Source organism: Hydrogenovibrio thermophilus (assembly GCF_004028275.1).
GTDB classification, from domain to species: Bacteria; Pseudomonadota; Gammaproteobacteria; order Thiomicrospirales; family Thiomicrospiraceae; genus Hydrogenovibrio; species Hydrogenovibrio thermophilus.
In genome coordinates this window covers 2,573,620-2,596,499 of the sequence record NZ_CP035033.1, presented here as the reverse complement: position 1 = coordinate 2,596,499, position 22,880 = coordinate 2,573,620, and the positions used below count along the sequence as shown (strand labels likewise).

Genomic DNA, 22,880 nt, shown 5'->3' with positions numbered 1-22,880 from the left:
GGGATTCGGAATGTTCCAAACTGAAAAGTGTCGGGATATGCATACAAAAAAACGCTGTTTTCGGCCGATTTGAAGCCTGGGTTTTAAAAAAACGGTTTTTAGTTAAAAAATATCTTTTATATCAATAGGTTATTTTATTTTTAAAAGTTGGCATAGCCGATGCTGTATAGACCTCGAAAGCAATCATCATGCGGTCGAATTGGGGGAGTTCATTCGGTCGCCTTTTGATTGTTTCACTTAATTTTTAAAAGGAGTAATCAAATGAAAAAATTTAGACTGATCACAGCATTTTTGGCTTCTATCGGTATGGCAGGCGTTGCGATGGGTGAATCGCAAGTGGATCAACTTTGGTCTGATTTGAACGCCGACAAAAATGACGCGCTGAGCGCAGACGAAGCGAAAGCGTCTGACCAGGTTCAAGCGCAGTGGAGCTTGTTGGATGTCGACCAAGACGGCCAATTGAGCTACAAAGAGTTTTCAATGATCGATTTGACGAAGTAATCGATTCATTCTTATCTCCTAAGTTTTAGTTTTCGAGGCTTCGGTTGAAGCCTCTTTTAAAAGTTCCTTCTAGTTAGTTCCTCAGGGTTTGAGGGCCGTCCAGGCCCTCCTTTTTATTCCCCTCATCCAAATCCTTTTTGAATTTCCGTTTCCCGAAAACCACCAGGCCTGGTGAATCTTACTATTCAGGTATTTTGCATTTCCTGTTTGATTCTGTCGATAAATGCGCCGATGTAGGCTTTGTTTTCCGCATCTTCATGAATGGCGGCGTAAAGCTTCGACCACAAACCTTGCGTGCCGAGCCGAAGGGTCGGTAAATGCTGGAATTCCGGCAAGGTCGCCAGCAGCCACTTTGGCAGAACACACACGCCTTTACGGCTTTCCACTAATTGCAGCATCATCAACGTCATTTCCGATAAACGTTCGTTCGGTGAAATGTCCGCTGGCATCAGAAAATGTTTGAACACATCCAGCTTTTCTTTCGGAACCGGATAATGAATCAGGGTTTCGTGTTTCAAATCCTGCGGGGTAATCCAGTCGGATTCCGCCAGCGGGTGCCCGGCGGCGGTTACCAGAACGGATTCGTAACTGAATAATTCCTTGTAGATCACACCGCTCAATTCGATTGGGTCGGAGGTGATGACCAAATCTAGCTTCTGGCGTTGCAGGTTGGAGAGCGCTTGATTGTTCGCCGCGCCGGACAAGCTATTGACCACGTCCATGTCCACACCCTGCCAGGCCTGTTGATAACTGCGCATCACCGGCAGAAGCCATTCAAAACAGGTGTGGCATTCCACGCCGATGAACAAACGCCCTTGCTCGCCCGCCTCGAAACTTTTCAGCGCCATCTCGGTTTGTTCCAGCTTGGGCACGATTTCCTGAGCGGTTTTCAGCAGCATTTTGCCGGCGGGGGTGAATCGAATCGGCGAGCTTTTGCGCTCGAACAGCTTCAAACCGAGACTGTGCTCCAGTTGTTTGATTTGATGCGACAGCGCCGATTGCGTCATGCACAAGGTCTGCGCGGCCAGGCTGACGCTGTTGTGTTGTTGCAGCGCCAGCAGGGTCTTAAGGTGGCGAACGTCAATCATTATTAATAATTCTCATATATTTCTGAATATTATTCGTTTGTTTTCATGTTTTGAGGATTCTATCATTGTTTTCGTACAAATAGAAATCAAAGGGCACCTCGAACAACCCGCAGAATCTCACTGGGGTTGTTCGAGGTGCCCCAATTCAAAGGAAACAATCATGACACTCCATAATTTAGGCTACCCGCGCATTGGCGATAAACGGGAATTGAAATTCGCATTGGAAACTTACTGGAAAGGCGAGCAAAGCGAGGCCGAATTGGCCGCCGTGGCAAAAGACATTCGCCGTCGAAACTGGCAAACCCAGTTGGACGCAGGTGTGGACTTGTTGCCCGCCAACGATTTCGCTTATTACGACCAGTTCCTGAACATGAGCACCTTGCTGGGCGTGATTCCAAAACGCTTCCGTCAAGAACACTATGATTTGGAGGTGGCGTTTCGCATGGCGCGTGGCCGCGCACCGTCCGATGACGCGGCGGCGTGTTGCGCCGGGCATGCCGGTCATGAACATTCGGAACAAACATCTAAAGCGGATTACGCCGGGGCGATGAAAAAATGGTTCGACACCAATTACCATTACATTGTGCCGGAACTGGAAGACGATACCGCCTTTGCCTTGACCGACACGCGTTTGTTTGACGAAGTGGCGGAAGCCGTTGAAGTGGCAGGCCTGGCGAAAAACGTCAAACCGGTGTTGGTTGGACCGATCACCTATTTGTATCTGGCCGAAAACAAAGGCACGGCGATTCCGAAGCTGAGCCGCTTGCCGGAATTGCTGGCGGTGTATAGCGAAATCTTGCAACGCCTGGCCGACCAAGGCATTGAATGGGTGCAAATCGACGAGCCGATTCTGGTGCTGGAACTGGCCGACGAATGGCAACAGGCGTTCCAACAAGCCTATGACGCTTTGAGTCAGTCGTCGAAACAGCCGTCGAGTCAAGCGCCGCTTAAATTGCTGTTGGCGACCTACTTTGAAACGCTGGGCGATAACCTCTCGCTGGCGTGCGACTTGCCGGTGGCCGGATTGCATTACGACGGCTTACGCGGCGCGAAACAGTTAAACGACGTCGTCGCGCAATACCCAGCCGATAAAGTGCTGTCCATCGGTTTGGTGGACGGGCGCAATATCTGGAAAACCGATGTCACCGACGCGATTGCCCAACTTCAGGACGCCAAAGCCAAATTCGGCGATAACCTGTGGGTGGCGCCAAGCTGTTCGTTATTGCACGTGCCGGTCAATCTGGAGGTGGAAGAAAAACTTAATTCGGAACTGAAAAACTACCTCGCCTTCGCCAAACAAAAACTGGCGGAAATCAAACTGCTGGCGGACGCCTTAAACGGTCAGGTCGGTGAAAAAGCGTTGGCCGCGAACGCTCAAGCCATTGCCGATAAGCAACAGTCCAAACTGATTCACAATGCCGACGTGCAAGCGCGAATCGCTAAATTGGATCAGGTTGCCTTGGATCGCGCCGCGCCTTATGCCGAGCGTGCCGCCGTTCAGAAGCCCAAGTTCGATTTGCCATTGTTCCCGACCACGACCATCGGTTCCTTCCCGCAAACGCAGGCCATTCGCCAAACCCGTCTGAAATTCAAAAAAGGCGAGATGTCCGAAGCGCAATACATCGACGCCATGCAGGCGGAAATCCGCGATGTGTGTGAACGTCAGGAACGCATCGGCATCGACGTTTTCGTGCACGGTGAGCCGGAACGTAATGACATGGTGGAATACTTCGGTGAACAGTTGGACGGTTTCGCCTTTACCCAATTCGGTTGGGTGCAATCTTATGGTTCGCGTTGCGTGAAACCGCCGATTATTTTCGGGGACGTTTCGCGCCCGAAACCGATGACGGTTTTCTGGTCGCAATACGCGCAAAGTCAAACCGACAAAACCATGAAAGGCATGCTCACCGGCGCAGTCACCGTGTTGCAATGGTCGTTCGTGCGTAACGATCAAACCCGCGAAGCCACCTGTAACCAGATTGCCTTAGCCTTGCGCGACGAAGTGTTGGATTTGGAAACCGCCGGCATCCACATGATTCAAATCGACGAAGCGGCGTTGCGTGAAGGTTTGCCGTTGAAAAAATCGGATTGGGTGGCTTATCTGCGTTGGGCGGTGAACAGTTTCCGCATGACCACTTCCGGCGTGCAGAACGACACCCAGATTCACACCCATATGTGTTATTCCGAGTTCAACGACATTATCGAAGCGGTGGCGAAAATGGATGCCGATGTCATCACCATCGAAACTTCCAAATCGCAGATGAAATTGCTGGATGCCTTTGTGGATTTCCAATACCCGAACGAAATCGGGCCGGGCGTGTACGACATTCATTCGCCGAACATTCCGACCGTGGAGCAAATGGTGGACTTGATTCAAAAGGCAGCGGAAAACATCCCGGCGGAACGCCTGTGGGTGAACCCGGACTGCGGTTTGAAAACAAGGGGCTGGCAAGAAACCGAACCGGCACTGACGAATATGGTCGAAGCCGCCAAGGTGTTAAGAAAACAGTTTGAAGCGCAGATGAAAAGTGCTTAATTGGCTTTTAATTAACCTTTCTTAAATCATATAAAAACCACCAGGCCTGGTGGTTTTTTATTAATGAATTATTTTTTTTTGTCATCATTTTGCTTTAGATCATACATAGCCATTTCTTCTCTTGTTAGACCTAGCCACGATGGTGGATTGTTAATGTAATAATCTGTCAAACTTTTAGTTAGGGGGTCTACCATATTTGAATAATCCGTTAAATGACCTACCATGTCTGCATAATCCGCTAAACCAAAATTTCCACTGTTTGTTGGTTTTTCTGTCTGGTTTTCGGACCTCTCTTTCGATAATCCAAAATTCCCATGGTTCTTTGGCTTTAACTTATTAAGTTCTTTACTCATGGAATTTAATTTGGATTTCATATTATCTGAAATATCTTTTTCGCTTTCCAATTCATTAATTAATGAATCTATCTTTTCAAGGTGTTTCTTATTTTCAACTCTAACTTTAGACAACTCTTGTTCATAAGTTTTAATATTGTTTGTTAACTCATTGACAAAAGACCCCATCTCATCAGCACTACCAGCCATACGATTGAAGACTTTTAAATAATAGCTTAATACCCTATTATCAGAAAATTTTGGATACCTTACCCGGTGATCAATTTCACTCCAGCCTTCTTCAAATAGTGTTCTAACTTGAATTTCAGAGACTACTTTCTCTTTAGTTGGCGAAGCTCCTACAATGTAATGAATTGACCGATAACCTACAGGGTGATCTTCAATTTCACAATTTTTATTTTCGTAAGGTTCTCTGTCATCTCCTTCGCGAATATAAGCAACGACAGGTTCGACAGTTTCCCATCTATTTCGTATGAAACCATCTATCGTTTCCCATTCATTTTTGAACAGGTGAAGAACCCTTATTCCCACTAAATCTGTAACTTTTTCTGTGTAGTTTTCTATAGAAAGGTCAGTATATTTTTCATTTTTTTCAACTCTTTTTCTGACCAGTTTAGCCATGAGATGATTTGTGTCTTTGATTCTCCATCTTACAGAATGGACTTCTGGACAGGATTGCAATGTTTTCGCAACAAATTCTGCAACGTCACTTAAGTTTGAAAAATTATTTTGATGGTGGGTTCCAATTTTTTTTAATTCCTCCCATTCAAAGTTTGAATTTTTCCACTCATCTTCCGTTAGATAACTTTCCTTTAAAAATGTTTGTAAATCTTGCTCCAATGGCCTTCCCTCCATATCTTTTAAGTTTTATTTAACCTCATATCCTATTGTTGATCGACAGAAATTTTATGATAAGTATAGCCAAATATTTTGTAATTTATTGTTTTAATTAGATTTTTATGGGGTAATGATCTTCCGATATTTCTGCGGCGTGATTCGGGCAATCTGTTTGAATTCCCGTGTCATGTGGGCTTGGTCGGCGAAGCCGTGCATTAGGGCGAGTTCGGCCAGGTCGATGTCGGGGTTTTGTTTTAAGGTTTTCTGGGTGCTTTGAATGCGTTTGATGCGCTGGAATTGTTTGGGTGTCATGCCGAGCAGTTGGCGGAATTGCCGTTCGATTTGGCGTTGCCCGATGGGCAAGTCGGCCGGGTTTTCGGATTGGCGCATCCAGTTCAATACCGGCCGCCAGGCCGGGGCGATTTTGTCGGAAAAGGGCAGGTCTTTGTCGAGCCATTGATACAGGCGGATAAGCCGGGAGAAATGGCTGGGCGAGTCGGTCATGCGGCGGGTGAGTTGGTGTAAATTGGCGGGCAGTTCCGAGTCTTGCAGGGCGAAAGGTTGTTCGTAATGTTCGTTGAAGACGCCGAAACTGATGCCGGGGTGAAAACGGATGCCGCTCAATTGCGTACCCGGCGGCCAGGTCATGGAGTGGGCGTGTTTTTCGACGGGCAGTAAGATGACTTTTTCCGAGTAGAAGTGGTCGTCCAGATACACCGCTTCGGTGAGGTTGAACAAAATGCCGCTGCAGGCGTCCACCTGCAACCATTTTGTCAGGTCGGAACGGTTGGTTTTGGAAATCGTCAGCGACCAGATGGCTTGCACATAAGGCGACAGCTTTCCCTGCGGTTTGAATAACCGCAGGGAAAAGGTGCCGTCCTGCAAACGATGAAGGTTATTTTCGCGGTTGATAGCGTCCCACCTCAGGTTTGAAGACTTTCACAATGCGATTCCAACTGTTGATGGCGTTGATCGCTAGGGTCAAATCTACCAGACTTTGCGGACCAAAACCATCCAAGGCGTGTTGGTAGGTTTCCTCATCAATCGTCTGGCCCGAGGTGACTCGTTCCGCCCAGCCCAAAGCGACGCATTCGGCGTCGGAATACATCGGCATATCCCGCCAGGCACTGAGACCGTAAATGCGTTCTGCGGTTTCGCCCATCGACAGGGCATCTTTGCTGTGCATGTCGATGCAAAACGCGCATTGGTTGATTTGCGAGACGCGCAGTTTGACCAATTCCCAAGTGGAGACGGGCACGGTGTCGCTGTGTTGGAATTGGTGGCGCAGGTAAGCTTCCTGCTGGTGCAGGATTTTAATCGCTTCCGGTGAAATGGCGGCGTAATCGATTCGTTTTGTCATGTTGACCTCCTGTGGTTGTGTCAGGAGTCATGTTAGAAAAGGGCGCGGCAAAAGGATTGAAGAAAATCGACATCCCGACGGTTTTGTTTATTTTGAATCGATTTGATGGTGCGTTATTGGACTGGTTATTGAGTTGGTCATTGAGCGGGAAAGACAGGTAAATTCGGTCTCACAAAAGCGGCGCTGGCTGGCACCGCCGCTTCATAAGGCGTTATTCGCCATTCTCTGACTTGGAGGCCCCTTCGTCCAACTCCGGGTGCTTTTTCATGACTTTTTTGAGTTCTTGCTGATAGGCCTTGAGGGATTGGGATAAGGCCGGGTTTTCTTTGGCATAGCTTTGCATGGACGCGGTGTACGGGTCTTTGTCTGACCCTTTGGCGGCCATGGCGCCGGTGCTGATAAACGCGGTTCCGGCCAGAGAGGCCAGCATCAGTGTGATGGATTTTTTCATCGTAAACTCCTTGTTATTTAGGTTCCTTAGGGAGAAATAAATCGGAGGATAAATGCATCAGGTGATCCCGATCGAATGTTTAGAGTATGGAAACAGGTTGCGAGTTTCAAGGGCAAGACGCCATTTCAAACGTTTTGTCAGGCTTTGCGACGTTTGAAGGGCTGGTTAGAAGGATTTGATTTGGATGTCGTGCTGGCTCTCGGGCCCCCAGAGCGCGGCGACTTGCTTTTGGAACAGCGGTAAGTCGCTGTTGCTCCAGAATTCGGCGGAAGCCGCTTGTGTGGTTGGCTCAGCCGGTTGGGCGAGCAGGTTTTCGGCTTCTAGACGGCTAGCGGCTTTGATTTACCGAACGTTTATTCATGCGAATGCTTTGTCGCCTGAGCTTTCAGAAAGTATTTTTAACGGCATCCGAAGGCATTTGACTCGAGCAGATAGCATTGACGTTAATATGAATCAATTACACTGATTTCAGCCAGGCCTGGCGATAAAGCTGTAAACACTAGGGTCAGGTCTGGCCTTTTGTTTCTGGAAACTCACTGGTTTTAATGAGCGTCAGCCGACAAGATAAACCGAGTCTTAACATCGATTTACCCATCGATTTCTAATTGTTTATGTAAGTGGTCGGGCCGTCCCATTGATCTTCAGGCCTGGTCAAAAACGCATCGTCCAACGTTCGGGTGCCATTCATCCAGCCATAGTAAAAATCTTCCAGGTTTTGACGATTTTGTCGATCGATTTCGGCAAAATTAGCGAGCGTCTGCTCTCTGGAAATGCCGATTTTTTCATTGCCGCGTATAATATCTTCACGAGTCAGGATGTTATAGCGGTCAGAAATATCCGGTTTTTCGAAACCCTCCGGCACCGCGATTTCTTCGTTATGAATGGCTAAATGTGCCAGCTGCATATTCATGGCCACGCCTTCCACTTTCCAACGTGTTTCCAAATCATGGTCGCTTTGAACCATTTCTTTATCGCCAAAGCTAGATGCGCCGGAAATATAAGCTTCAATATCCCGCCGCTCTGAAGGCGATTGAGCGTTTTTTAACCGTTCATGTAATTGGTCAACATAGGCTTGAGTTTCTGGCAACAGCTTTTCATAGGGTTTCTCGCCTTCCAATTTTAAATAACGCGGACTGGTGTTCAGCCAATCGTTATAAAATTCCATCGGGTCGGTTTTTAAAGCATATTTCTCTTGGCGTTGCGCCTGTATGGCTTCCGGCGAGAGTTGAACGGAATCGTTCGGGTTCGTCTGAGCAACCGAGTTGTCTGAATAAGTGGCAATGTCTTTTGAAGCAGTAGCGGTTACCGAGGTCGTCGGCACCACCGAGTTGAATGAAGAAACGGTCATAAAAATATTCTCCGCAGTGTCGTGTTATTAGTAAGTAATATTGTGTAATTTGAAAAGCAAATACTAGACCACTTTTATTCGAAACCACGAAATCGATGGGTGTTATTTTGGATTTTTGAAAGCAGGACTTGATGCGCTCACTGCAGGGCTAAAATCCTTTAACGCTGGCGTTTTCGCCCCAGAGGTGGGCGATTTGTTTTTGGAAGGTGTTTAGGTTGCTGTTGGTGTAGAAGGTGATGGGATTGGCGGGGCGCGTGGTGCTTGGGTTGAGGCGTCCAGCGGTTTGCAAGCGGCGGGCGACTTCTTTAGCTACGGCGGTTTCGGTGCTGATGACGGAAACGCCCAGGCCTGCCACTTGTTCGATAATGGGCGCAAGGTGGGCGAAGTGGGTGCAGCCGAGGATAATGGTGTCTGCGCCTTTTTCAAGCAAGGGATGCACATAATCTTCCACGGCTTGCACGGCGTCCTGACCGCTGAGTTGCAAGGATTCCACCAGCCGTACGAGTTTCGGGCAGGGTTGGATTTCCATTTGCACGTTTCCGGCGACGCGCTTTGCCAATTGGTTGAAGGCATCGCTGGTGAGGGTTTTTTCCGTGGCGAGCACGCCGATGACGCCGGTTTGGGTGTGAATGGCGGCGGGCTTGACGCCGGGTTCCACGCCGATAAACGGCAGGGCATGGCGCTCGCGCAGGGTTTTGATGCTGACCATGGTGGCGGTGTTGCAGGCCACGACAATGGCTTTGGCGTTTTGCGCCAGCAGAAAATCGGTTACGGCCAGCGAGCGTTGCAGAATATAGTCTTCGGTTTTTTCGCCGTAAGGGGTGTGCAAGGTGTCGGCGACATAGACGATGTTTTCGTTGGGGAGCAGTGCGCGGATTTGACGGGCAATGGGCAGGCCGCCGATGCCGGAATCGAATACGCCGATGGGTCTGGATGTTGTCATATCGTTTTTCGGGTTCAGAAACGTCTTGCCGACTGTGTGGCCGGTTGTGCGAAGCCTTATTGTAATCCATTCCCGCGAGATTGCACTCGGCAATTGTGCGGGCGAATCCTAATTTTTGCGTAAAGATGCTAGAATGGGGACGCAAATTTTCAAATAGACGTCCGTGTACGCTGGTACGCTCGGGCGATTCAAAACTGTTTTAAAGCCGTTCATAGGCTGGGCTGTTTCGGCCTGTCTTCCGGGTGTTCGTCAAGCGGGTGCCTGTCTGGTGTGTTTTCCATTGTCGCGGTCAGCGCGGTGAGTTTATGGCGCCTTTGAATCCGGCAAACAGCAAAAAGGACAATGGGATGAAGTGGGCAAGTTTTAAGCGTTTCGGCTCGCCGTGGTTTTACGGTTACGGTTTTCAGGGCATCGTGGTATTGGGGATTGTGCCGATTCTGATGCCGTTGATTGTGTCGGAACACGCAGGCGCGTCCACAGCCGGGCTGGTGGTGGCGAGCTTTTACGTGGGGCAATTGCTCGGGCCTTTGGTAGGGATGTTGAGCGACCGCTTTGCCTTGCACAAGCCGTTGTATTTGTCCGGGTTTGTGTTGCTGGGCGGGGCGCTGGTGTTTTTCCCGTATGTGCAGGCCACGAGCTTTTGGTTGATTCTGGCCTTTTTGCAAGGCTTCGGGTCGGTGGCGTCGAACACGGTAGCGGGGATTTTCATTGTCGAGCGTTATGAAAAGTCGGAATGGGACGAGCGCATCGGCGTGATGCAAACACTGTACGGTGTCGGGCAGGCGATTGGTTTGGCTGCGGCGGCGGTGTTGTTCCCGGAACCGGCGGTGGCGTATCTGCTGGCGGCGGCCTTGATGATTCCTGGCATGTTGGTGGGGTATGCGTCGATTCCGTCGATGCGTAAACAGGAAGCTCATCCTAAATTGCGCGGTGAATTCGAGCATAAACGCCATTTGCCGTTTCGTTCGCCGATGGTGTTGTTGAGCAAACTGGAGTTGTCGTTTCATCAGGCGATTTTGAAAATCCCGGCGTTGTTGACGTCGCGTTTCGGCTTGTTCATTGTCGGTTGGTTTTTCATTATGCTCGGTAATTGGTTGCTGTATAACCTGTATCCGCTGTTGATGCGCTCGGTGTTCGACATGGATGCGGATGTGTCGTCGGTTTACAATGCTTTGGGGGCGATTATCGGCATTTTCCTGTATGCGCCGGCGGGGATGCTGGGTGAGAAAATCGGCGACGGAAAAGTGGTGTTGGCGGGCATTCTCGCCAGTTTGTTAGCGGTCGGATTGATGGCGTTTTTCGCCTATTTCAATTTCCACGGCTTGGCGTTTTTCATCGGCGGTTTGGCGTTTGTATTGATTCCGGCGTCCTGGTCGCCGTTGATTGTGGGCGGCACTTCCTGGAGTGCGGAACTCAGCTCCTTGTCGCAAGGCGAGGCGTTGGGGATTTTCAATTCCACCACCGCGTTGGCGTGTGTGATTTCCGCGCTGGGGGCGGGTTACATTGCCGAGTTCGTGGGCTACAAAGCTATTCTGCTGGTGTCGCTGGCGTTTACGGTATTGTCGCTGTTTGTGATTCTGCGCGTCATGGCGACGGACGCGGCACCGACGGAAACGGAAGAATCCGTCACCAAAGCGCCTTAACCGATTCAAAACCCGAAACGTCAAGAATCCCGAAATGCCCAGGCCTGGTGGTTTTCGGGAAATAAATCTGCCACGTCGGGGAGTAAAAACCTTATACTCTAAGCTTCGCATTTAACTCCCAAGCCAATCCGAACGATGAACGACGATCTTTACCAGACATTATTGGAATCCACCAAGGCGATTCCGTGGCAGATTGACTGGCCAACCCTGACGTTTTCCTATATCGGCCCGCAAATTGAAACCCTGCTGGGCTGGCCCCAGAACAGTTGGAAGTCGATTGACGACTGGGTGGAACGCATGCATCCGGACGACCGTGAGCGTGTGGTGAATTTCTGCGTGTCGCAATCCAAAAGCGGCATCGACCATGAAGCCGATTATCGCGCGCTGACCAAGAGTGGTGATTACATTTGGATTCGGGACGTGGTGCATGTGGTGCGCAAGGACGACGGCGAGGTGGAATCCCTGGTGGGTTTTATGTTCGACATTACCGAACGCAAGCAAAACGAAGAAGCCTTGAAAGAGTTGAACCGCGAATTGGAACGGATGTCGTTTCTGGACGGGCTGACCCATGTGCCGAACCGCCGCCGCTTCGACCGAAAGCTGGATGACGCCTGGGCGGAAGCCGGTCGTACGAAAACGCCGGTGTCGATGATTCTGTTGGATATTGATGCTTTCAAAGCTTATAACGACCATTACGGTCATTACAAAGGCGATGAGTGCCTGATTCAAGTGGCGAAGGCTTTGTCGGACGTGGTGGAGTCGCCGGGCTTGCTGGCGCGTTACGGCGGCGAGGAGTTTGCCTTGTTGTTGCCTGGGACGGATGCCGTTCAGGCGAAAACTCTGGCGGAACGCTGCGCCGATGCGATTCAGGCTTTGGCCATTCCCCATGTGGCGTCGCAAACCGCGCCGGTGGTGACGGTCAGTCAGGGGGTGGCGACGGTGACACCGGACGCGACCCTGGCGTCCTATTCCTTAATCGAAGCCGCTGACCAGTTTTTGTATGCGGCGAAAAAGGGTGGCCGAAACCGCATTGAATCGGCTCCGGCCGACTGACGCTTAACCGTCCGCCTCCAAATCTTTTCAAGTATCAAATATCACCAGGCCTGGTGATATTTGCATGATGCCCGTTCAGTGTCCGGCTGACGAGGGTTGGAAATTTATACACTTACTATCTGTATGATTTTGTACTAGAATGTGCGTACCTCTTCCAACCAGCTTCAGGACGTCCTATGGAACTCGATGCCGCGATTTTGTCCCGTATGCAGTTCGCCTTTACGGTGAGCTTTCACATTCTTTTTCCTTCCATTACCATCGGTTTAGCCACTGCCATCGCCATTTGGGAAGGCCTGTGGCTGAAAACCCGCAACCCGGTGTATTTTCAATTGGCGAAATTTTGGATCAAGCCGTTTGCCGTGACCTTCGGCATGGGCGTGGTCAGCGGCATTGTTTTATCGTTTGAATTCGGCACCAATTTTTCCGGTTTTTCCGAGAAGGTCGGCCCGGTGCTGGGGCCGCTGCTGGCGTATGAAGTGCTGACGGCGTTTTTCCTCGAAGCCGGGTTTCTCGGCGTGATGTTGTTCGGCTGGCAGCGTGTCAGCGAGCGATTGCACTTTTTCGCCACGGTCATCGTCATGCTGGGCACTTGGTTGTCGGCGTTTTGGATTTTATCGGCCAACTCCTGGATGCAGACCCCGGCGGGTTATGAGTTGGTGGACGGACGTTTTCAGGCGAGTGATTGGTGGGAAGTGGTGTTCAATCCATCCATGCCGCACCGTGTGGCGCATATGCTGCTGGCGGCGATGCTGACGGCGTCGTTCATTATCATTGCGGTGAGTGCTTGGCATGTGTTGCGCGATAAAACAGCGCTTTGGGCGAAGAAAAGTTTGTCGATGGCGTTGTGGGGCACGCTGGTCTTAGTGCCGTTGCAGATTTTTGTTGGCGACGGCCACGGCTTGAACGTTAAGGAATATCAGCCGGTGAAGTTAGCGGCGATTGAAGGGATTTGGCCGGAACACGAGCAGCCTTTGCCGTTGGTATTGTTTGCCTGGCCGAATATGGAAGAAGAACGCAACGATTACGAAGTAGCGGTTCCGCATTTGGGCTCGCTGATTTTGACGCACAGCTTGGATGGCGGTGCGCAGGGCTTAAAGTCGGTGCCGCCGGAAGATCGCCCTTATGTACCGATCGTGTTTTTCTCGTTTCGAGTGATGGTCGGCATCGGTTTCTTGATGTTGTTTGTGAGCCTGTGGGCCTTGTGGTTACGCCGCAAGAACCGTTTGTATGAAAACAAACCGTTTTTGACGGTGGCGCGCTGGATGTGGCCGGTGGGTTCCATAGCGACCTTGGCGGGCTGGTATGTGACCGAAACCGGCCGACAACCCTGGTTGGTGGAAGGGCTGGTGCGCACCATGGAGGTGGCGTCGCCGTTACCGGCGGAAAAGGTGTTGTGGTCTTTGAGCACGTTTGTGGTGTTGTACGGCAGTTTGTTGCTGGCTTATTTGTATTTCATGCGCAAATTGTTGCGCAAAGGTGCGCCGTCGCTTGAAGCGCTGGAGTCGCAGTTAAATGCGCCGGATTTGCCCGGATATGCCAAGGCGCTGGTGAAGCAGGTGGCCGACAAACCCACCGAAGGAGGAGCGCGATAATGGAACAGGAATTGGCGTTATTTTATTTTTTGGTGCTGGGCTTCGGCGTATTGATGTACGTGATTTTGGATGGTTTCGATTTGGGGTTGGGCGTGCTTTACCCTTGGCTCGACGATGACAGTGAGCGTGATACGGTGATGCGTTCCATTTCGCACGTATGGGACGGTAATGAAACCTGGTTGGTGTTTGGCGGTGTGGTGCTTTTTGCGGCCTTTCCGACGGCTTATGCGCACCTGTTGTCTTCTTTGTATGTGCCATTGGTGTTGATGCTGTTTGGGTTGATTCTGCGAGGCGTGGCGTTTGAATACCGTTTTAAGTCGGTGCGTTCCAGACGCCTTTGGGATGCCGCCTTCTTCGGTGGTTCCACCTTGGCGGCGATGTGTCAGGGCATGGTGCTGGGCGCGGTGGTGCAAGGCGGTGACATGGTTGGTGAGATGTTTGTCTTGCATTGGTTTACGCCGTTTACCATCTTTACCGGTTTGTCCGTGGTGGCGGGGTATGCTTTGCTGGGAAGCTGTTATCTGGTGTTGAAAACCCGTGGGGATTTGCTGATGCGAGCGGCGCGATTGGGGCGTCGTTTGGTGGTGGTGATGATGGTGAGTTTGGTCATTGTCAGTTTGTGGATGCTGTACAGCAATGAGTGGGTACGCACCCGCTGGCTGGAAGGGTTGAATGCCTTGTATCTGTTGCCGATGCCGGTCTTGAGTGCGGTGTTCGGTTTTTGGTTGTATCGCGCTTTGGATGGCAATGAGTGCGGTGCACGGCCTTTCTGGCTGGCGGTGGGCTTATTCGTGATGGGGTTTGTCGGTTTGGTGGCCGGGCTTTTTCCATTCCTGCTACCGCATCAGATGACCTTGTGGGAATTGCATGCACCGGAAAGCAGTTTGTGGTTCACCCTGCCGGGCGTCTTGATTTTCTTACCGTTGGTGTTAGCCTATACGCTTTGGGGCTATCGCATCTTCGCGGGTAAGGTGGAAGATTTTGAAGAAGGCTACTGAGGCCAAGTCGAAATCGTCCTGGCGCTGGTTTGTTGGTTTGTACCTTGCCGGCGTGCTGGTGTTGCTATTGGTGACGCTGTTGCTGAAATGGGCTTTCGGTTTTTTGGTTGATTAAGTTTTATCGACGTGATCCTAAAATGGCCAGGCCTGGGCGTTTTCTCTATTTGTTGTCGGCTTGGGTTTACGCCATCTGACTGATGGTTTTGCGGAAGCGCATTAATGAAAATATGAACAGCGCGTTGCCGATGCAGAACAAGGCCAGAAACTGTGGCCAGACCACGTCGAATCCGGCGGCGCGGTACAAGATGGCCTGACTCAACTCCACAAAATGTGTGGTCGGAGCCATCAGCATGATGTTTTGAATGATTTCCGGCATGCTTTCACGCGGTGTCGTCCCGCCCGACAGGATTTGCAACGGCAAAAGAACCAATACGATCAGCATGCCAAATTGCGGCATGCTGCGGGCAATGGTGGCCAGAAAAATGCCCATGGAGGTCGTCGCGAACAGGTGCAGTAAAGCGCCCACTAGAAACAGTAAGGTCGACCCTTCTATGGGGACGTCCAATGCGCCACGCACCACCAGATTCAGGGATAAAAACGTCGATACGATCACCACCAGAGACATGGACCAGATTTTGGCGATCATGATTTCCGCCGGGGTGACGGGCATGACCAGCAAGTGTTCAATCGTGCCGTGTTCCCGTTCTCGAATCAAGGCCGCGCCGGTTAGCATAATCGACAGCATGGTGACGTTATTGATGATTTCCATAATGGCACCGAACCAGGAACCTTCGAGGTTGGGGTTGAAGCGCATTCGATTGACGATGGCGACTTGGCCGGCTTCATTGGTGCGATAGCCTTGTAAAAATTCCGAGACTTCCTGATTGATGATCTGTTGAATGTAATTGTTGCCGCTGAAAGATTGACTCATGCGGGTGGCGTCGATGTTCAACTGAATTTCGGTTTTTTTACCGGCGAGGATATCACGTTGGAAATTGGGTGGAATATTGATAACAAAGGTATAATGCCCGGAATCCAGCGCTCGGTCGATCTGGTTGATGGAGAGCTTGGCCGGTGTTTCGAATTTGGGCGGAAAAAACGCCGACACGATGCGTTGCGACAGTCGGGAATCGTCTTCGTCTACGACGGCGATGGGCGCCATATGCAGGGTGTCGGGTTTGGCCGTGGCCGAGCTGTAAATGGCGAAAGTGAAGATGTACAGAATCAGTATCATCATGCCGGGGTCCCGATACAGGCTCCACAGTTCTTTGACGCCGAGACGGATAATGTTTTTAAGCGCTTGCATGGTTCAACGCTCCTGCTTTTTCAGTAGGACGATCGCCAAGGTCAGAATGACCGGAATGGCAATCATAATCGGCCAGAAAGACTGGTGTAAGTCGGGAAACCCGAGTGCCTTACTGAACGCGCCACGGCTGATTTCAAACATGTAGGTGGCCGGGTAGGTTTCACCGACGATTCGTCCGGCCCCTTCCATTGAATCCACCGGATTCAACAGTCCGGAAAATTGCACCGCCGGAATCATGGTGCCGATCATGGTCAGTACCATTGCGGCAATCTGGCTTTTGGTGAACGTCGAGGCGAACAGGCCGATTCCGGTGGCGACGATGTTGAATAAAACACCCGCCAATAATAACGCCAACACGCTCCCGGTAATGGGAACCTGAAAAGCGGTGACCGACAAAATCAATAATAAAATGAAATTGACTGTGGCTAAGACAATGTAGGGCAGTTGTTTGCCCAGCAGAAATTCGGTCCGAGTCACGGGAGTGACATAAAGATTGATGATGGACCCCAGTTCTTTTTCACGCACTATGGATAAGGCGGTGAGCATGGCTGGGAACATCAACATTAACAATGGAATGACGGCGGGAATCATGGCCGGCAGACTTTCCACATCGGGGTTATAACGGTAACGGGTCTCAATGGTGAAATTGCCCGCCTCGCGTTGACCTAAGTTCACCCTGGCCTGGTACGCCATCCAGTTTTGGTGCATGCCCTGCACATAACCGTTAATGGTTTCGGCGCGAGTGGGCATGGAGCCGTCTATCCAGGCCGCAATTTCAACATCACGACCGTGTTTGATGTTTCGTGCGAACCCGGGCGGAATTTCAATGGCGAGGGAGATTTCCCCTTTTCGCAAGCGTTTTTCCAAATCCTGGTAATCGCGGATAGGGGGCTTCTCGGTAAAATAGCGTGAACCGGACAGGTTGAGGGCGTAATTTTGGCTCAGTGTCGTTTGATCCCGATCCAGAATGGCATAATTCAAATCTTCGACGTCAAACGAAATCCCAAGGCCGAGTACCGTCATCAAGATGATGGAACCGAGCAGTGCCAGCGTCAGCCGAATCGGGTCACGCGTGAGTTCCAAGGATTCGCGCCAGGAATAGCTGAAAGTTCTCTTTAAACTGAATCCCTGGGGTTTTCGTGTGGTGGCGCCCGTGGAAAATGTTTCTTGTAGTGTTTGTTCCGGCGAGTCTGAGTTTGATGGGTCGGACTCTTTCAAGTACTGGATAAAGGCCTGCTCCAGTGAGTCGGCTTGCTTGGATTGCACGATGTTTGCCGGGGTGTCGCTGATGAGGACATTGCCGGCATGCATGAGCGAAATGCGGTCACATCGTTCGGCTTCATTCATAAAATGGGTGGAAATGAAAATGGTCACTTTATCGTTGCGAGCCAGTTCAATCATCAGGCGCCAGAAGTTATCACGCGCAATGGGGTCGACGCCGGAAGTTGGTTCGTCAAGAATCAGCAACTCGGGTTTATGCACCATGGCCACGGCCAGGGAAAGGCGTTGTTTGACGCCCAGCGGCAAACTGTTCGGCAAACTGTCGATCACGTGCTGCAAGTTGAAACGCTCGACCATTTCGTCGACGCGTGCCGGGATGTCCGCTTCCGGCACACCGAACAGTCTGGCGTGTAACACCAGGTTTTGGTGTACGGTCAGTTCGGTGTAGAGAGAAAAGGCTTGCGACATATAGCCGACCCGTTTCCGAGTGGTCATGTCGCCCGGATTGATTTTCTGGCCGAAGAGCAGGGCTTGTCCTTCGGAGGCGGTCAGTAAGCCGGTTAGCATTTTCATGGTCGTCGATTTGCCGCACCCGTTGGAGCCGAGAAAACCGAAAATCTCGCCTTTCAAAATACGGAAATTCACATGATTGACGGCCGTGAAGTCACCAAATCGCATGGTTAAATCAGTGGCCTCGATGGCGACATCGTTTTGGCTGTCCAAATGTAATGGTGGAATGTCGACCGCTTGGTGTTTTTTACGTTTGGCTTCGGGCTGTAACGCAATAAAAGCCGATTCGAGGTTATCCATTTGCGTTTTTGCCAGCAAGGCTTGAGGGCTATCGGTATCAAGGACCTTTCCGTCGTCCATCATCACCAGACAGTCAAAGCGTTGGGCTTCGTCCATGTAAGCCGTGGCGACGATGACGCTCATGTCCGGCTGTTTCTGACGGATTCGGTCAATCAGGTCCCAAAATTGCGACCGGGCCAGAGGGTCAACCCCGGTGGTGGGTTCATCCAGTATCAGCAATTTGGGGTCGTGAATCAGGGCGCAGCATAATCCCAGTTTCTGCTTCATACCACCGGATAGTTTTCCCACTGGGCGGTCAAGGAACGGATATAAGCCTGTGCTTTGGGTGAGGTCGTCGATGCGTTTACGCCGTTCGGCTTTGTTGTGCCCGAACAGGCGCCCAAAAAATTGCAGGTTCTCTTCCACGGATAAGGTGGCATAGAGGTTTTTGCCGAGTCCCTGCGGCATATAAGCAATTTGCGGACAGACCCGGTCGCGGTGACCGCCATCTTTCATGTCGCCGCCCAGCACATGGACATGGCCTTTTTGTATGATGCGCGCGCCGGAAATCAATGCCAGTAAGCTGGATTTCCCGACACCATCCGGCCCGATCAGCCCCACCATTTTGCCGGCCGGTATTTGCAGGGAAATATCGTCCAGCGCAACCGTTTCTTTATAAGCGAGAGAAACGTGTTCAAGCTCGACGATGTAGGATTCGGATGTGTGTCCCATGGTTTAATCGGGTAGCGCTACACGCAAGTTTTCCGGCCAGTCTTTGTCTGGGTCCATTTTGAGCCAAGCCAAGCCGGGCAAACCGGTTTTTACTTTGTCGATATGCGCCTGCAAAAGTTCTTCCGGAATCTGTGCTTTGACGCGGAACATGAGTTTTTGACGTTCCTTAGCCGTTTCGACCGTTTTGGGGGTGAACTGAGCCACACTGTCGACGAAGGAAATATGGGCTGGGATCACAAAACCGGGTGCGGCATCCAGAATGATGTGAACGTCCTGGCCGATGGCGAGTTTACCGGCATCGGTTTCCGGCACGAAAAAGGTCATATACACATCGCTTAAATCCACCAGATTCAGCAGTTTTCCGCCTGCGCCAAGGACTTCTCCGGGTTGGGCGATGCGGTATTGGATGCGGCCGTTTTTCGGTGATGTCAGTTGGCTGTCGTTGATGTCGGCGCGAATGCGTTCAATGGTGGCTTCCACGGCGACAACCTGAGATTTGGCGCCGGTGACTTGCGCTTCGGCGGCGGTAACGGCGGCTTGAGCGGCGGTCACTTGTGCCTGGGCCGCAATGACGGCGGCTTTGGCGCTGCGAACCTGCGCACGATTGTCATCCAGTTCCTGTATGGAGGAGGCATTTTCCTTAGACAGTACCTCGGAGCGGGCCAGGCGCCGTTTGGCGGCATCCAGTTCGGCTTCACGCTGCACCACCCCGGCATTCGCGGCGGCCACGTCGCTTTTGCGTACCGCCACTTGAGCTTCGGCACTTTTGACGGCATTTTGGGCTTGTTTGTATTGGGCTTCGGCTTCCGCCAGTTGGGCATTTAAGGTATCGGTCTGCATGATGGCAAGCAGTTGGCCTTTTTGGACAAAGTCGCCTTCATCGACCAGCACTTTTTCAATACGGCCGGGCAGTTTGGTGGCGATGTCGATTTCAACGGCTTCAATGCGGCCATTGCCACTGATTAAATAGCCGTTTTTATTGTTTTCATTCCATTGCTTCCAAAAATGCCAGCCCCCGAAACCAACAATGGCAGCCAGTATGATAAGGACGATGGCGCGTTTGAGGCGTTGGGCATTCATGTTGATTATTCTCCGGTTTTTTGGGGGGCAGGGGATTTTTGTTTCTGGGTCAGGCCGCCGCCAATGGCGGTGTAAAGTTCAACCTGACTGCTGGATAAAGCGCGCCGGGCGGTGACGAGCGTCTGTTCGGCACTGAGTCGGGCGCGTTCGGCATCCAGAACTTCCAAAAAAGGCGTCGCGCCGCTTTTGTAGCGAAGTTCGGCCAGATGGGCTCGGCGTTGTTGTATGGATAAGGTATCTTCCAACACCTTCAATTGTTTCTTTAACCATTTCTGATTCGACAATGAAACCGAGACTTCCTTGAAAGCGTTTTGAACGGTTTTTTCGTAGTTGGACACGGCCTCGTTTTGGCGTGCCTTGGATAAATCCAGATTGGACTGGTTTCGCCCGCCGTTAAAAATCGGCAGGTTGATACTGGGAGCAAAACTCCAGGCACCGCTGCCGGAGGCGAAAAGGCCGTCCAGTTCCGCACTGGCGGTGCCGGCATAGCCGGTCAGGGTAATGCTCGGGAAGAAGGCCGCTCTGGCCGCGCCGATATTAGCGGTGGCGGAACGCAGTGAATGCTCGGCGGCGAGAATGTCCGGCCGGTTGTTCAGCAGCTCGGAAGGCAGGCCTGGTGAAATCGGTTGAAATACCGCCTCTTCGCCGAAATAGCTGTCGACATGCTTCAGTTGCACCGGACTGCCGACCAGATAGGACAAGTCGTAGAGTTGGTTTTCTTTAAGTTGCTCCAATTCGATGGTCAGAGTTTGAGCTTGTTTGACTAGAGTTTCGACCTGTGTCAGGTCCAGTTCGGAGATGACACCCATTTCAAAGCGTCGCTTGAAAATACGGTAGGATTCTTCGCGGGAACTCAGGGTTTTTTGGGCCAGAACCAGGCGTTGATCCAACTCCCGATAATTCAGGTAGCCATTGGTCACCTGAGCAATTAAGGCGATTTTAAACGCTTGTTGCGAACTTTCCTGCGACAGGTAATCTTGTAATGCGGCTTCTTCCAAACTGCGGATTCGGCCCCAGAAATCGAGTTCCCAGATACTTAAATTGGCGCTGAGTTGATAACTCGACGAGGTGACTTCCCTGCCGGTATAGCTAAGGTCGGCGGGCGTATGGGTTCGGCTGCCTTGTGCGCCGACATTGATGTCGGGGAAAAGATCGGAGCGCTGAATGCCGTAAATGGCGCGTGAAGCTCGGACTCGGGCGGCCGCGATTCTCAAATCGCGGTTGTTGGCCAGCGCGTCATTGAGGATTTTTTGCAGTGCCGGGTCGCTGAAGTAGGTTTGCCAGTCCGGTGTGGCTTTATCTTCCGGCATGGTGGCATCCAGAGTCTTCGCCGCTTGTTCAGGGGCCGGAAATTTGGATGGAATGGGTGCTTCCGGGCGTTGATACTCGGGCGCCATGGAACAGCCCGCCAGTGACAGCAGTAGAAGACCAACCCCTAATGGCGAAAAGCGTAACAGGTGCTTTGTGATTGAATTCTGTTTAGGGGGTGAAAACATGCTGGTTCCGTCTTTTCTAACTCACTGGTTTGAGGCGAGTGTTACATATAAGCATCATGCCGTTATCATATACCGACTCATGAGTCGTTAACAAGGATTATTATTGCATTTTTAGGAAGGGAGCTCACTTTTCAAGTGACGGGGGCGTGCGCTGGTCAGCGTGATTTTGGTGTTGTGATATGATGTTGCGACAAAAAAAGTGTGGATGGGCGACCATGGATTCAAGCTGGTCGCTAGGCGTAGCCTTGATGAGAGTTATCAAAATCATCAAACCTTACTCTGTACCTTGTTGGAAAGTGGGCATTCATAGACTACGATTTTGACCAGGCCTGGTCGATTTCTTCATACCATTCGAATTCAAAGGAGAAGGCAATGGTACGACTTCCGAGTCAGTTATTCTTTTTCGATCGCGCTTTCCGCGCGTTTTTTCTGGGTGGCAGTCTGTTCACCGGCGTGGCGATGTTGATCTGGTTTTGGCAATATCCGGCTGCGATGACGACCTTCTCCGGTATTCCGTCGATGTATTGGCATGCGCATGAAATGGTGTTCGGTTATGCGTTGGCGACGGTGACAGGGTTCTTGCTGACGGCGGTGATGAACTGGTCGAAGGAGAATTCGGCTTCGGGTTGGCGTCTGGCTTGGGTGTTTGCCTGTTGGGCCTTGGCGCGAATCGGTTTTTTGCTGGATTGGCCGTTGATTTGGGTGGCGACGTCCGATTTGCTGTTTAACCTCGGGCTGCTGTGGCTGTTCATCGGCCCGGTGTTGCGCCAAAAATTGTGGCCGCAAATGGGGTTGGCGTCGAAGTTTGCCTTGTTGTTGGCGGCCAATGGGGTGTTTTACGCCGGGGCGTTTAACTGGCTCGATAACGGTGTGCACCTGGGGGTGATTTTCGGGCTCTTTCTGGTGCTGGCGATTAACTTGACGATGATGCGGCGTCTGATTCCGTTTTTCACCGAAAAGGCGTTGGGGTTGCCGGAAAGCGTGCAGTCGAAACGGTTGGATGCCTTGGCGCTGGTCGGTTTTTTGGCGTTGATGGTGGCGGCGGTGTTTTTCCCGCAGCATTGGGCGACCAGTTTGATTGCGCTTCCGTTGGCCGGCGTGCATTTTATCCGACTGAAGGCCTGGTACCATCCACGCATCTGGTCGGTGTTGCTGCTGTGGCCCTTGCACGTTTCCTATGCGTTTATGGTGACCGGCATGGCGCTCTACGGCTTGGTCGGTCTGGGTTGGGTCAGTGAATCGATTGCCTTGCATGCGCTGGCGGCCGGAGGCATTGGCTTGCTGTGTTCGTCCATTATGGCGCGCATTTCGTTGGGGCATACCAACCGGAATGTGTTTGAACCGCCGAAAAGTCTGGTTTGGGTGTTCGCCCTTTTGGCGGCCTCCGCCGTATTGCGGGTGGCGTTTCCGCTCCTGTTGCCGGAGTACACTGTCTGGTGGGTTCAGGCCAGCCAGTTGGGTTGGAGCCTGGCCTTTTTATGGCTGACGGTATTGTACCTGCCAATTCTGGCACGCCCCAGCCGGAAACCGAACAGCGGTATTCTGCTGTAATC

At 51.4% G+C, this 22,880-nt stretch carries 20 protein-coding genes; 9 read left to right on the top strand and 11 right to left on the bottom strand.

The features are described from left to right. Nucleotides 1-261 precede the first annotated feature (261 nt). Nucleotides 262-501, top strand: a complete 240-nt coding sequence (locus tag EPV75_RS12110; protein ID WP_127119051.1) for an EF-hand domain-containing protein — start codon at nt 262-264, stop codon at nt 499-501. A 185-nt stretch (nt 502-686) separates the two neighbouring features. On the opposite strand, the gene EPV75_RS12105 is transcribed toward EPV75_RS12110, so the two are convergent. Further along, entirely contained in the window at nt 687-1,589 is a 903-nt protein-coding gene (locus EPV75_RS12105) for a LysR substrate-binding domain-containing protein (protein ID WP_128385567.1), read from the bottom strand. A 160-nt stretch (nt 1,590-1,749) separates the two neighbouring features. Between EPV75_RS12105 and metE the strand changes: the two genes are divergently transcribed. Continuing rightward, entirely contained in the window at nt 1,750-4,125 is a 2,376-nt protein-coding gene (gene metE / locus EPV75_RS12100) for a 5-methyltetrahydropteroyltriglutamate--homocysteine S-methyltransferase (RefSeq protein ID WP_192894001.1), read from the top strand. A 68-nt stretch (nt 4,126-4,193) separates the two neighbouring features. On the opposite strand, the gene EPV75_RS12095 is transcribed toward metE, so the two are convergent. From EPV75_RS12095 to EPV75_RS12085, 3 genes are all read right to left on the bottom strand, one after another. Beyond that, the gene (locus EPV75_RS12095) at nt 4,194-5,318 is read right to left on the bottom strand and encodes a RelA/SpoT domain-containing protein (RefSeq protein WP_192894000.1); all 1,125 of its coding nucleotides are present in this window, start codon (nt 5,316-5,318) and stop codon (nt 4,194-4,196) included. A 117-nt stretch (nt 5,319-5,435) separates the two neighbouring features. Further along, on the bottom strand, nt 5,436-6,200 hold the full coding sequence (locus EPV75_RS12090) for an AraC family transcriptional regulator (RefSeq protein ID WP_128385565.1): 765 nt from the start codon (nt 6,198-6,200) through the stop codon (nt 5,436-5,438). A gap of 10 nt (nt 6,201-6,210) precedes the next feature. After that, entirely contained in the window at nt 6,211-6,675 is a 465-nt protein-coding gene (locus EPV75_RS12085) for a carboxymuconolactone decarboxylase family protein (RefSeq protein WP_128385564.1), read from the bottom strand. Between the two features lie 29 nt (nt 6,676-6,704). Here EPV75_RS12085 and EPV75_RS12405 point away from each other — a divergent pair, with 29 nt between their 5' ends. Continuing rightward, nucleotides 6,705-6,836 carry a hypothetical protein gene (locus tag EPV75_RS12405; RefSeq protein WP_264080564.1) on the top strand — a complete coding sequence of 44 codons (132 nt, stop codon included), beginning with the start codon at nt 6,705-6,707 and terminating at the stop codon, nt 6,834-6,836. A gap of 50 nt (nt 6,837-6,886) precedes the next feature. On the opposite strand, the gene EPV75_RS12080 is transcribed toward EPV75_RS12405, so the two are convergent. The 3 genes from EPV75_RS12080 to murI form a co-directional block, all read right to left on the bottom strand. Continuing rightward, entirely contained in the window at nt 6,887-7,126 is a 240-nt protein-coding gene (locus EPV75_RS12080) for a hypothetical protein (protein ID WP_128385563.1), read from the bottom strand. A gap of 601 nt (nt 7,127-7,727) precedes the next feature. Further along, nucleotides 7,728-8,474: a hypothetical protein gene (locus EPV75_RS12075; RefSeq protein WP_128385562.1), complete on the bottom strand. Its 747-nt coding sequence runs from the start codon at nt 8,472-8,474 to the stop codon at nt 7,728-7,730. A gap of 148 nt (nt 8,475-8,622) precedes the next feature. Next, complete coding sequence (gene murI / locus EPV75_RS12070; RefSeq protein WP_128385561.1) at nt 8,623-9,417, bottom strand: glutamate racemase; 795 nt, start codon at nt 9,415-9,417, stop codon at nt 8,623-8,625. Nucleotides 9,418-9,764: 347 nt separating this feature from the next. Between murI and EPV75_RS12065 the strand changes: the two genes are divergently transcribed. The 5 genes from EPV75_RS12065 to EPV75_RS12400 all read left to right on the top strand — a co-directional run bounded on the left by EPV75_RS12065 (nt 9,765) and on the right by EPV75_RS12400 (nt 14,818). Then, nucleotides 9,765-11,060 (top strand): MFS transporter, encoded by a 1,296-nt coding sequence (locus EPV75_RS12065; RefSeq protein WP_192893999.1) that lies wholly within the window; start codon nt 9,765-9,767, stop codon nt 11,058-11,060. A 135-nt stretch (nt 11,061-11,195) separates the two neighbouring features. Beyond that, nucleotides 11,196-12,113, top strand: coding sequence for a GGDEF domain-containing protein (locus tag EPV75_RS12060; protein WP_128385559.1), 918 nt, complete (start codon nt 11,196-11,198; stop codon nt 12,111-12,113). A 176-nt stretch (nt 12,114-12,289) separates the two neighbouring features. Further along, nucleotides 12,290-13,705, top strand: a complete 1,416-nt coding sequence (locus EPV75_RS12055) for a cytochrome ubiquinol oxidase subunit I (RefSeq protein WP_128385558.1) — start codon at nt 12,290-12,292, stop codon at nt 13,703-13,705. Next, the gene (gene cydB / locus EPV75_RS12050) at nt 13,705-14,703 is read left to right on the top strand and encodes a cytochrome d ubiquinol oxidase subunit II (RefSeq protein ID WP_128385557.1); all 999 of its coding nucleotides are present in this window, start codon (nt 13,705-13,707) and stop codon (nt 14,701-14,703) included. Before EPV75_RS12055 ends, cydB begins: the two co-directional genes overlap by 1 nt. Next, complete coding sequence (locus tag EPV75_RS12400) at nt 14,687-14,818, top strand: hypothetical protein (RefSeq protein WP_257791232.1); 132 nt, start codon at nt 14,687-14,689, stop codon at nt 14,816-14,818. The genes cydB and EPV75_RS12400 overlap by 17 nt, the downstream gene beginning before the upstream one ends. Nucleotides 14,819-14,884: 66 nt before the next feature. On the opposite strand, the gene EPV75_RS12045 is transcribed toward EPV75_RS12400, so the two are convergent. Genes EPV75_RS12045 through EPV75_RS12030 form a run of 4 tightly spaced genes read right to left on the bottom strand, consistent with a single transcriptional unit; the run spans nt 14,885 to nt 21,327 of the window. Further along, entirely contained in the window at nt 14,885-16,009 is a 1,125-nt protein-coding gene (locus EPV75_RS12045; protein ID WP_029939181.1) for an ABC-2 transporter permease, read from the bottom strand. Nucleotides 16,010-16,012: 3 nt separating this feature from the next. After that, the gene (gene rbbA / locus EPV75_RS12040; protein ID WP_128385556.1) at nt 16,013-18,751 is read right to left on the bottom strand and encodes a ribosome-associated ATPase/putative transporter RbbA; all 2,739 of its coding nucleotides are present in this window, start codon (nt 18,749-18,751) and stop codon (nt 16,013-16,015) included. Nucleotides 18,752-18,754: 3 nt separating this feature from the next. Continuing rightward, the gene (locus EPV75_RS12035; RefSeq protein ID WP_128385555.1) at nt 18,755-19,831 is read right to left on the bottom strand and encodes an HlyD family secretion protein; all 1,077 of its coding nucleotides are present in this window, start codon (nt 19,829-19,831) and stop codon (nt 18,755-18,757) included. A gap of 5 nt (nt 19,832-19,836) precedes the next feature. Further along, nucleotides 19,837-21,327 carry an efflux transporter outer membrane subunit gene (locus tag EPV75_RS12030; RefSeq protein WP_128385554.1) on the bottom strand — a complete coding sequence of 497 codons (1,491 nt, stop codon included), beginning with the start codon at nt 21,325-21,327 and terminating at the stop codon, nt 19,837-19,839. 372 nt (nt 21,328-21,699) lie between these two features. Here EPV75_RS12030 and EPV75_RS12025 point away from each other — a divergent pair, with 372 nt between their 5' ends. After that, nucleotides 21,700-22,878 (top strand): NnrS family protein, encoded by a 1,179-nt coding sequence (locus tag EPV75_RS12025; RefSeq protein WP_128385553.1) that lies wholly within the window; start codon nt 21,700-21,702, stop codon nt 22,876-22,878. The last annotated feature ends 2 nt before the right edge of the window (nt 22,879-22,880 follow it).

Coding starts and splice junctions, on each gene's coding strand:
- EPV75_RS12110 (WP_127119051.1), top strand. CDS start 262: ATGAAAAAATTTAGACTGATCACAGCATTTTTGGCTTCTATCGGTATG.
- EPV75_RS12105 (WP_128385567.1), bottom strand. CDS start 1,589: ATGATTGACGTTCGCCACCTTAAGACCCTGCTGGCGCTGCAACAACAC.
- metE (WP_192894001.1), top strand. CDS start 1,750: ATGACACTCCATAATTTAGGCTACCCGCGCATTGGCGATAAACGGGAA.
- EPV75_RS12085 (WP_128385564.1), bottom strand. CDS start 6,675: ATGACAAAACGAATCGATTACGCCGCCATTTCACCGGAAGCGATTAAA.
- EPV75_RS12405 (WP_264080564.1), top strand. CDS start 6,705: ATGTTAGAAAAGGGCGCGGCAAAAGGATTGAAGAAAATCGACATCCCG.
- EPV75_RS12080 (WP_128385563.1), bottom strand. CDS start 7,126: ATGAAAAAATCCATCACACTGATGCTGGCCTCTCTGGCCGGAACCGCG.
- EPV75_RS12075 (WP_128385562.1), bottom strand. CDS start 8,474: ATGACCGTTTCTTCATTCAACTCGGTGGTGCCGACGACCTCGGTAACC.
- murI (WP_128385561.1), bottom strand. CDS start 9,417: ATGACAACATCCAGACCCATCGGCGTATTCGATTCCGGCATCGGCGGC.
- EPV75_RS12065 (WP_192893999.1), top strand. CDS start 9,765: ATGAAGTGGGCAAGTTTTAAGCGTTTCGGCTCGCCGTGGTTTTACGGT.
- EPV75_RS12060 (WP_128385559.1), top strand. CDS start 11,196: ATGAACGACGATCTTTACCAGACATTATTGGAATCCACCAAGGCGATT.
- EPV75_RS12055 (WP_128385558.1), top strand. CDS start 12,290: ATGGAACTCGATGCCGCGATTTTGTCCCGTATGCAGTTCGCCTTTACG.
- cydB (WP_128385557.1), top strand. CDS start 13,705: ATGGAACAGGAATTGGCGTTATTTTATTTTTTGGTGCTGGGCTTCGGC.
- EPV75_RS12045 (WP_029939181.1), bottom strand. CDS start 16,009: ATGCAAGCGCTTAAAAACATTATCCGTCTCGGCGTCAAAGAACTGTGG.
- rbbA (WP_128385556.1), bottom strand. CDS start 18,751: ATGGGACACACATCCGAATCCTACATCGTCGAGCTTGAACACGTTTCT.
- EPV75_RS12035 (WP_128385555.1), bottom strand. CDS start 19,831: ATGAATGCCCAACGCCTCAAACGCGCCATCGTCCTTATCATACTGGCT.
- EPV75_RS12030 (WP_128385554.1), bottom strand. CDS start 21,327: ATGTTTTCACCCCCTAAACAGAATTCAATCACAAAGCACCTGTTACGC.
- EPV75_RS12025 (WP_128385553.1), top strand. CDS start 21,700: ATGGTACGACTTCCGAGTCAGTTATTCTTTTTCGATCGCGCTTTCCGC.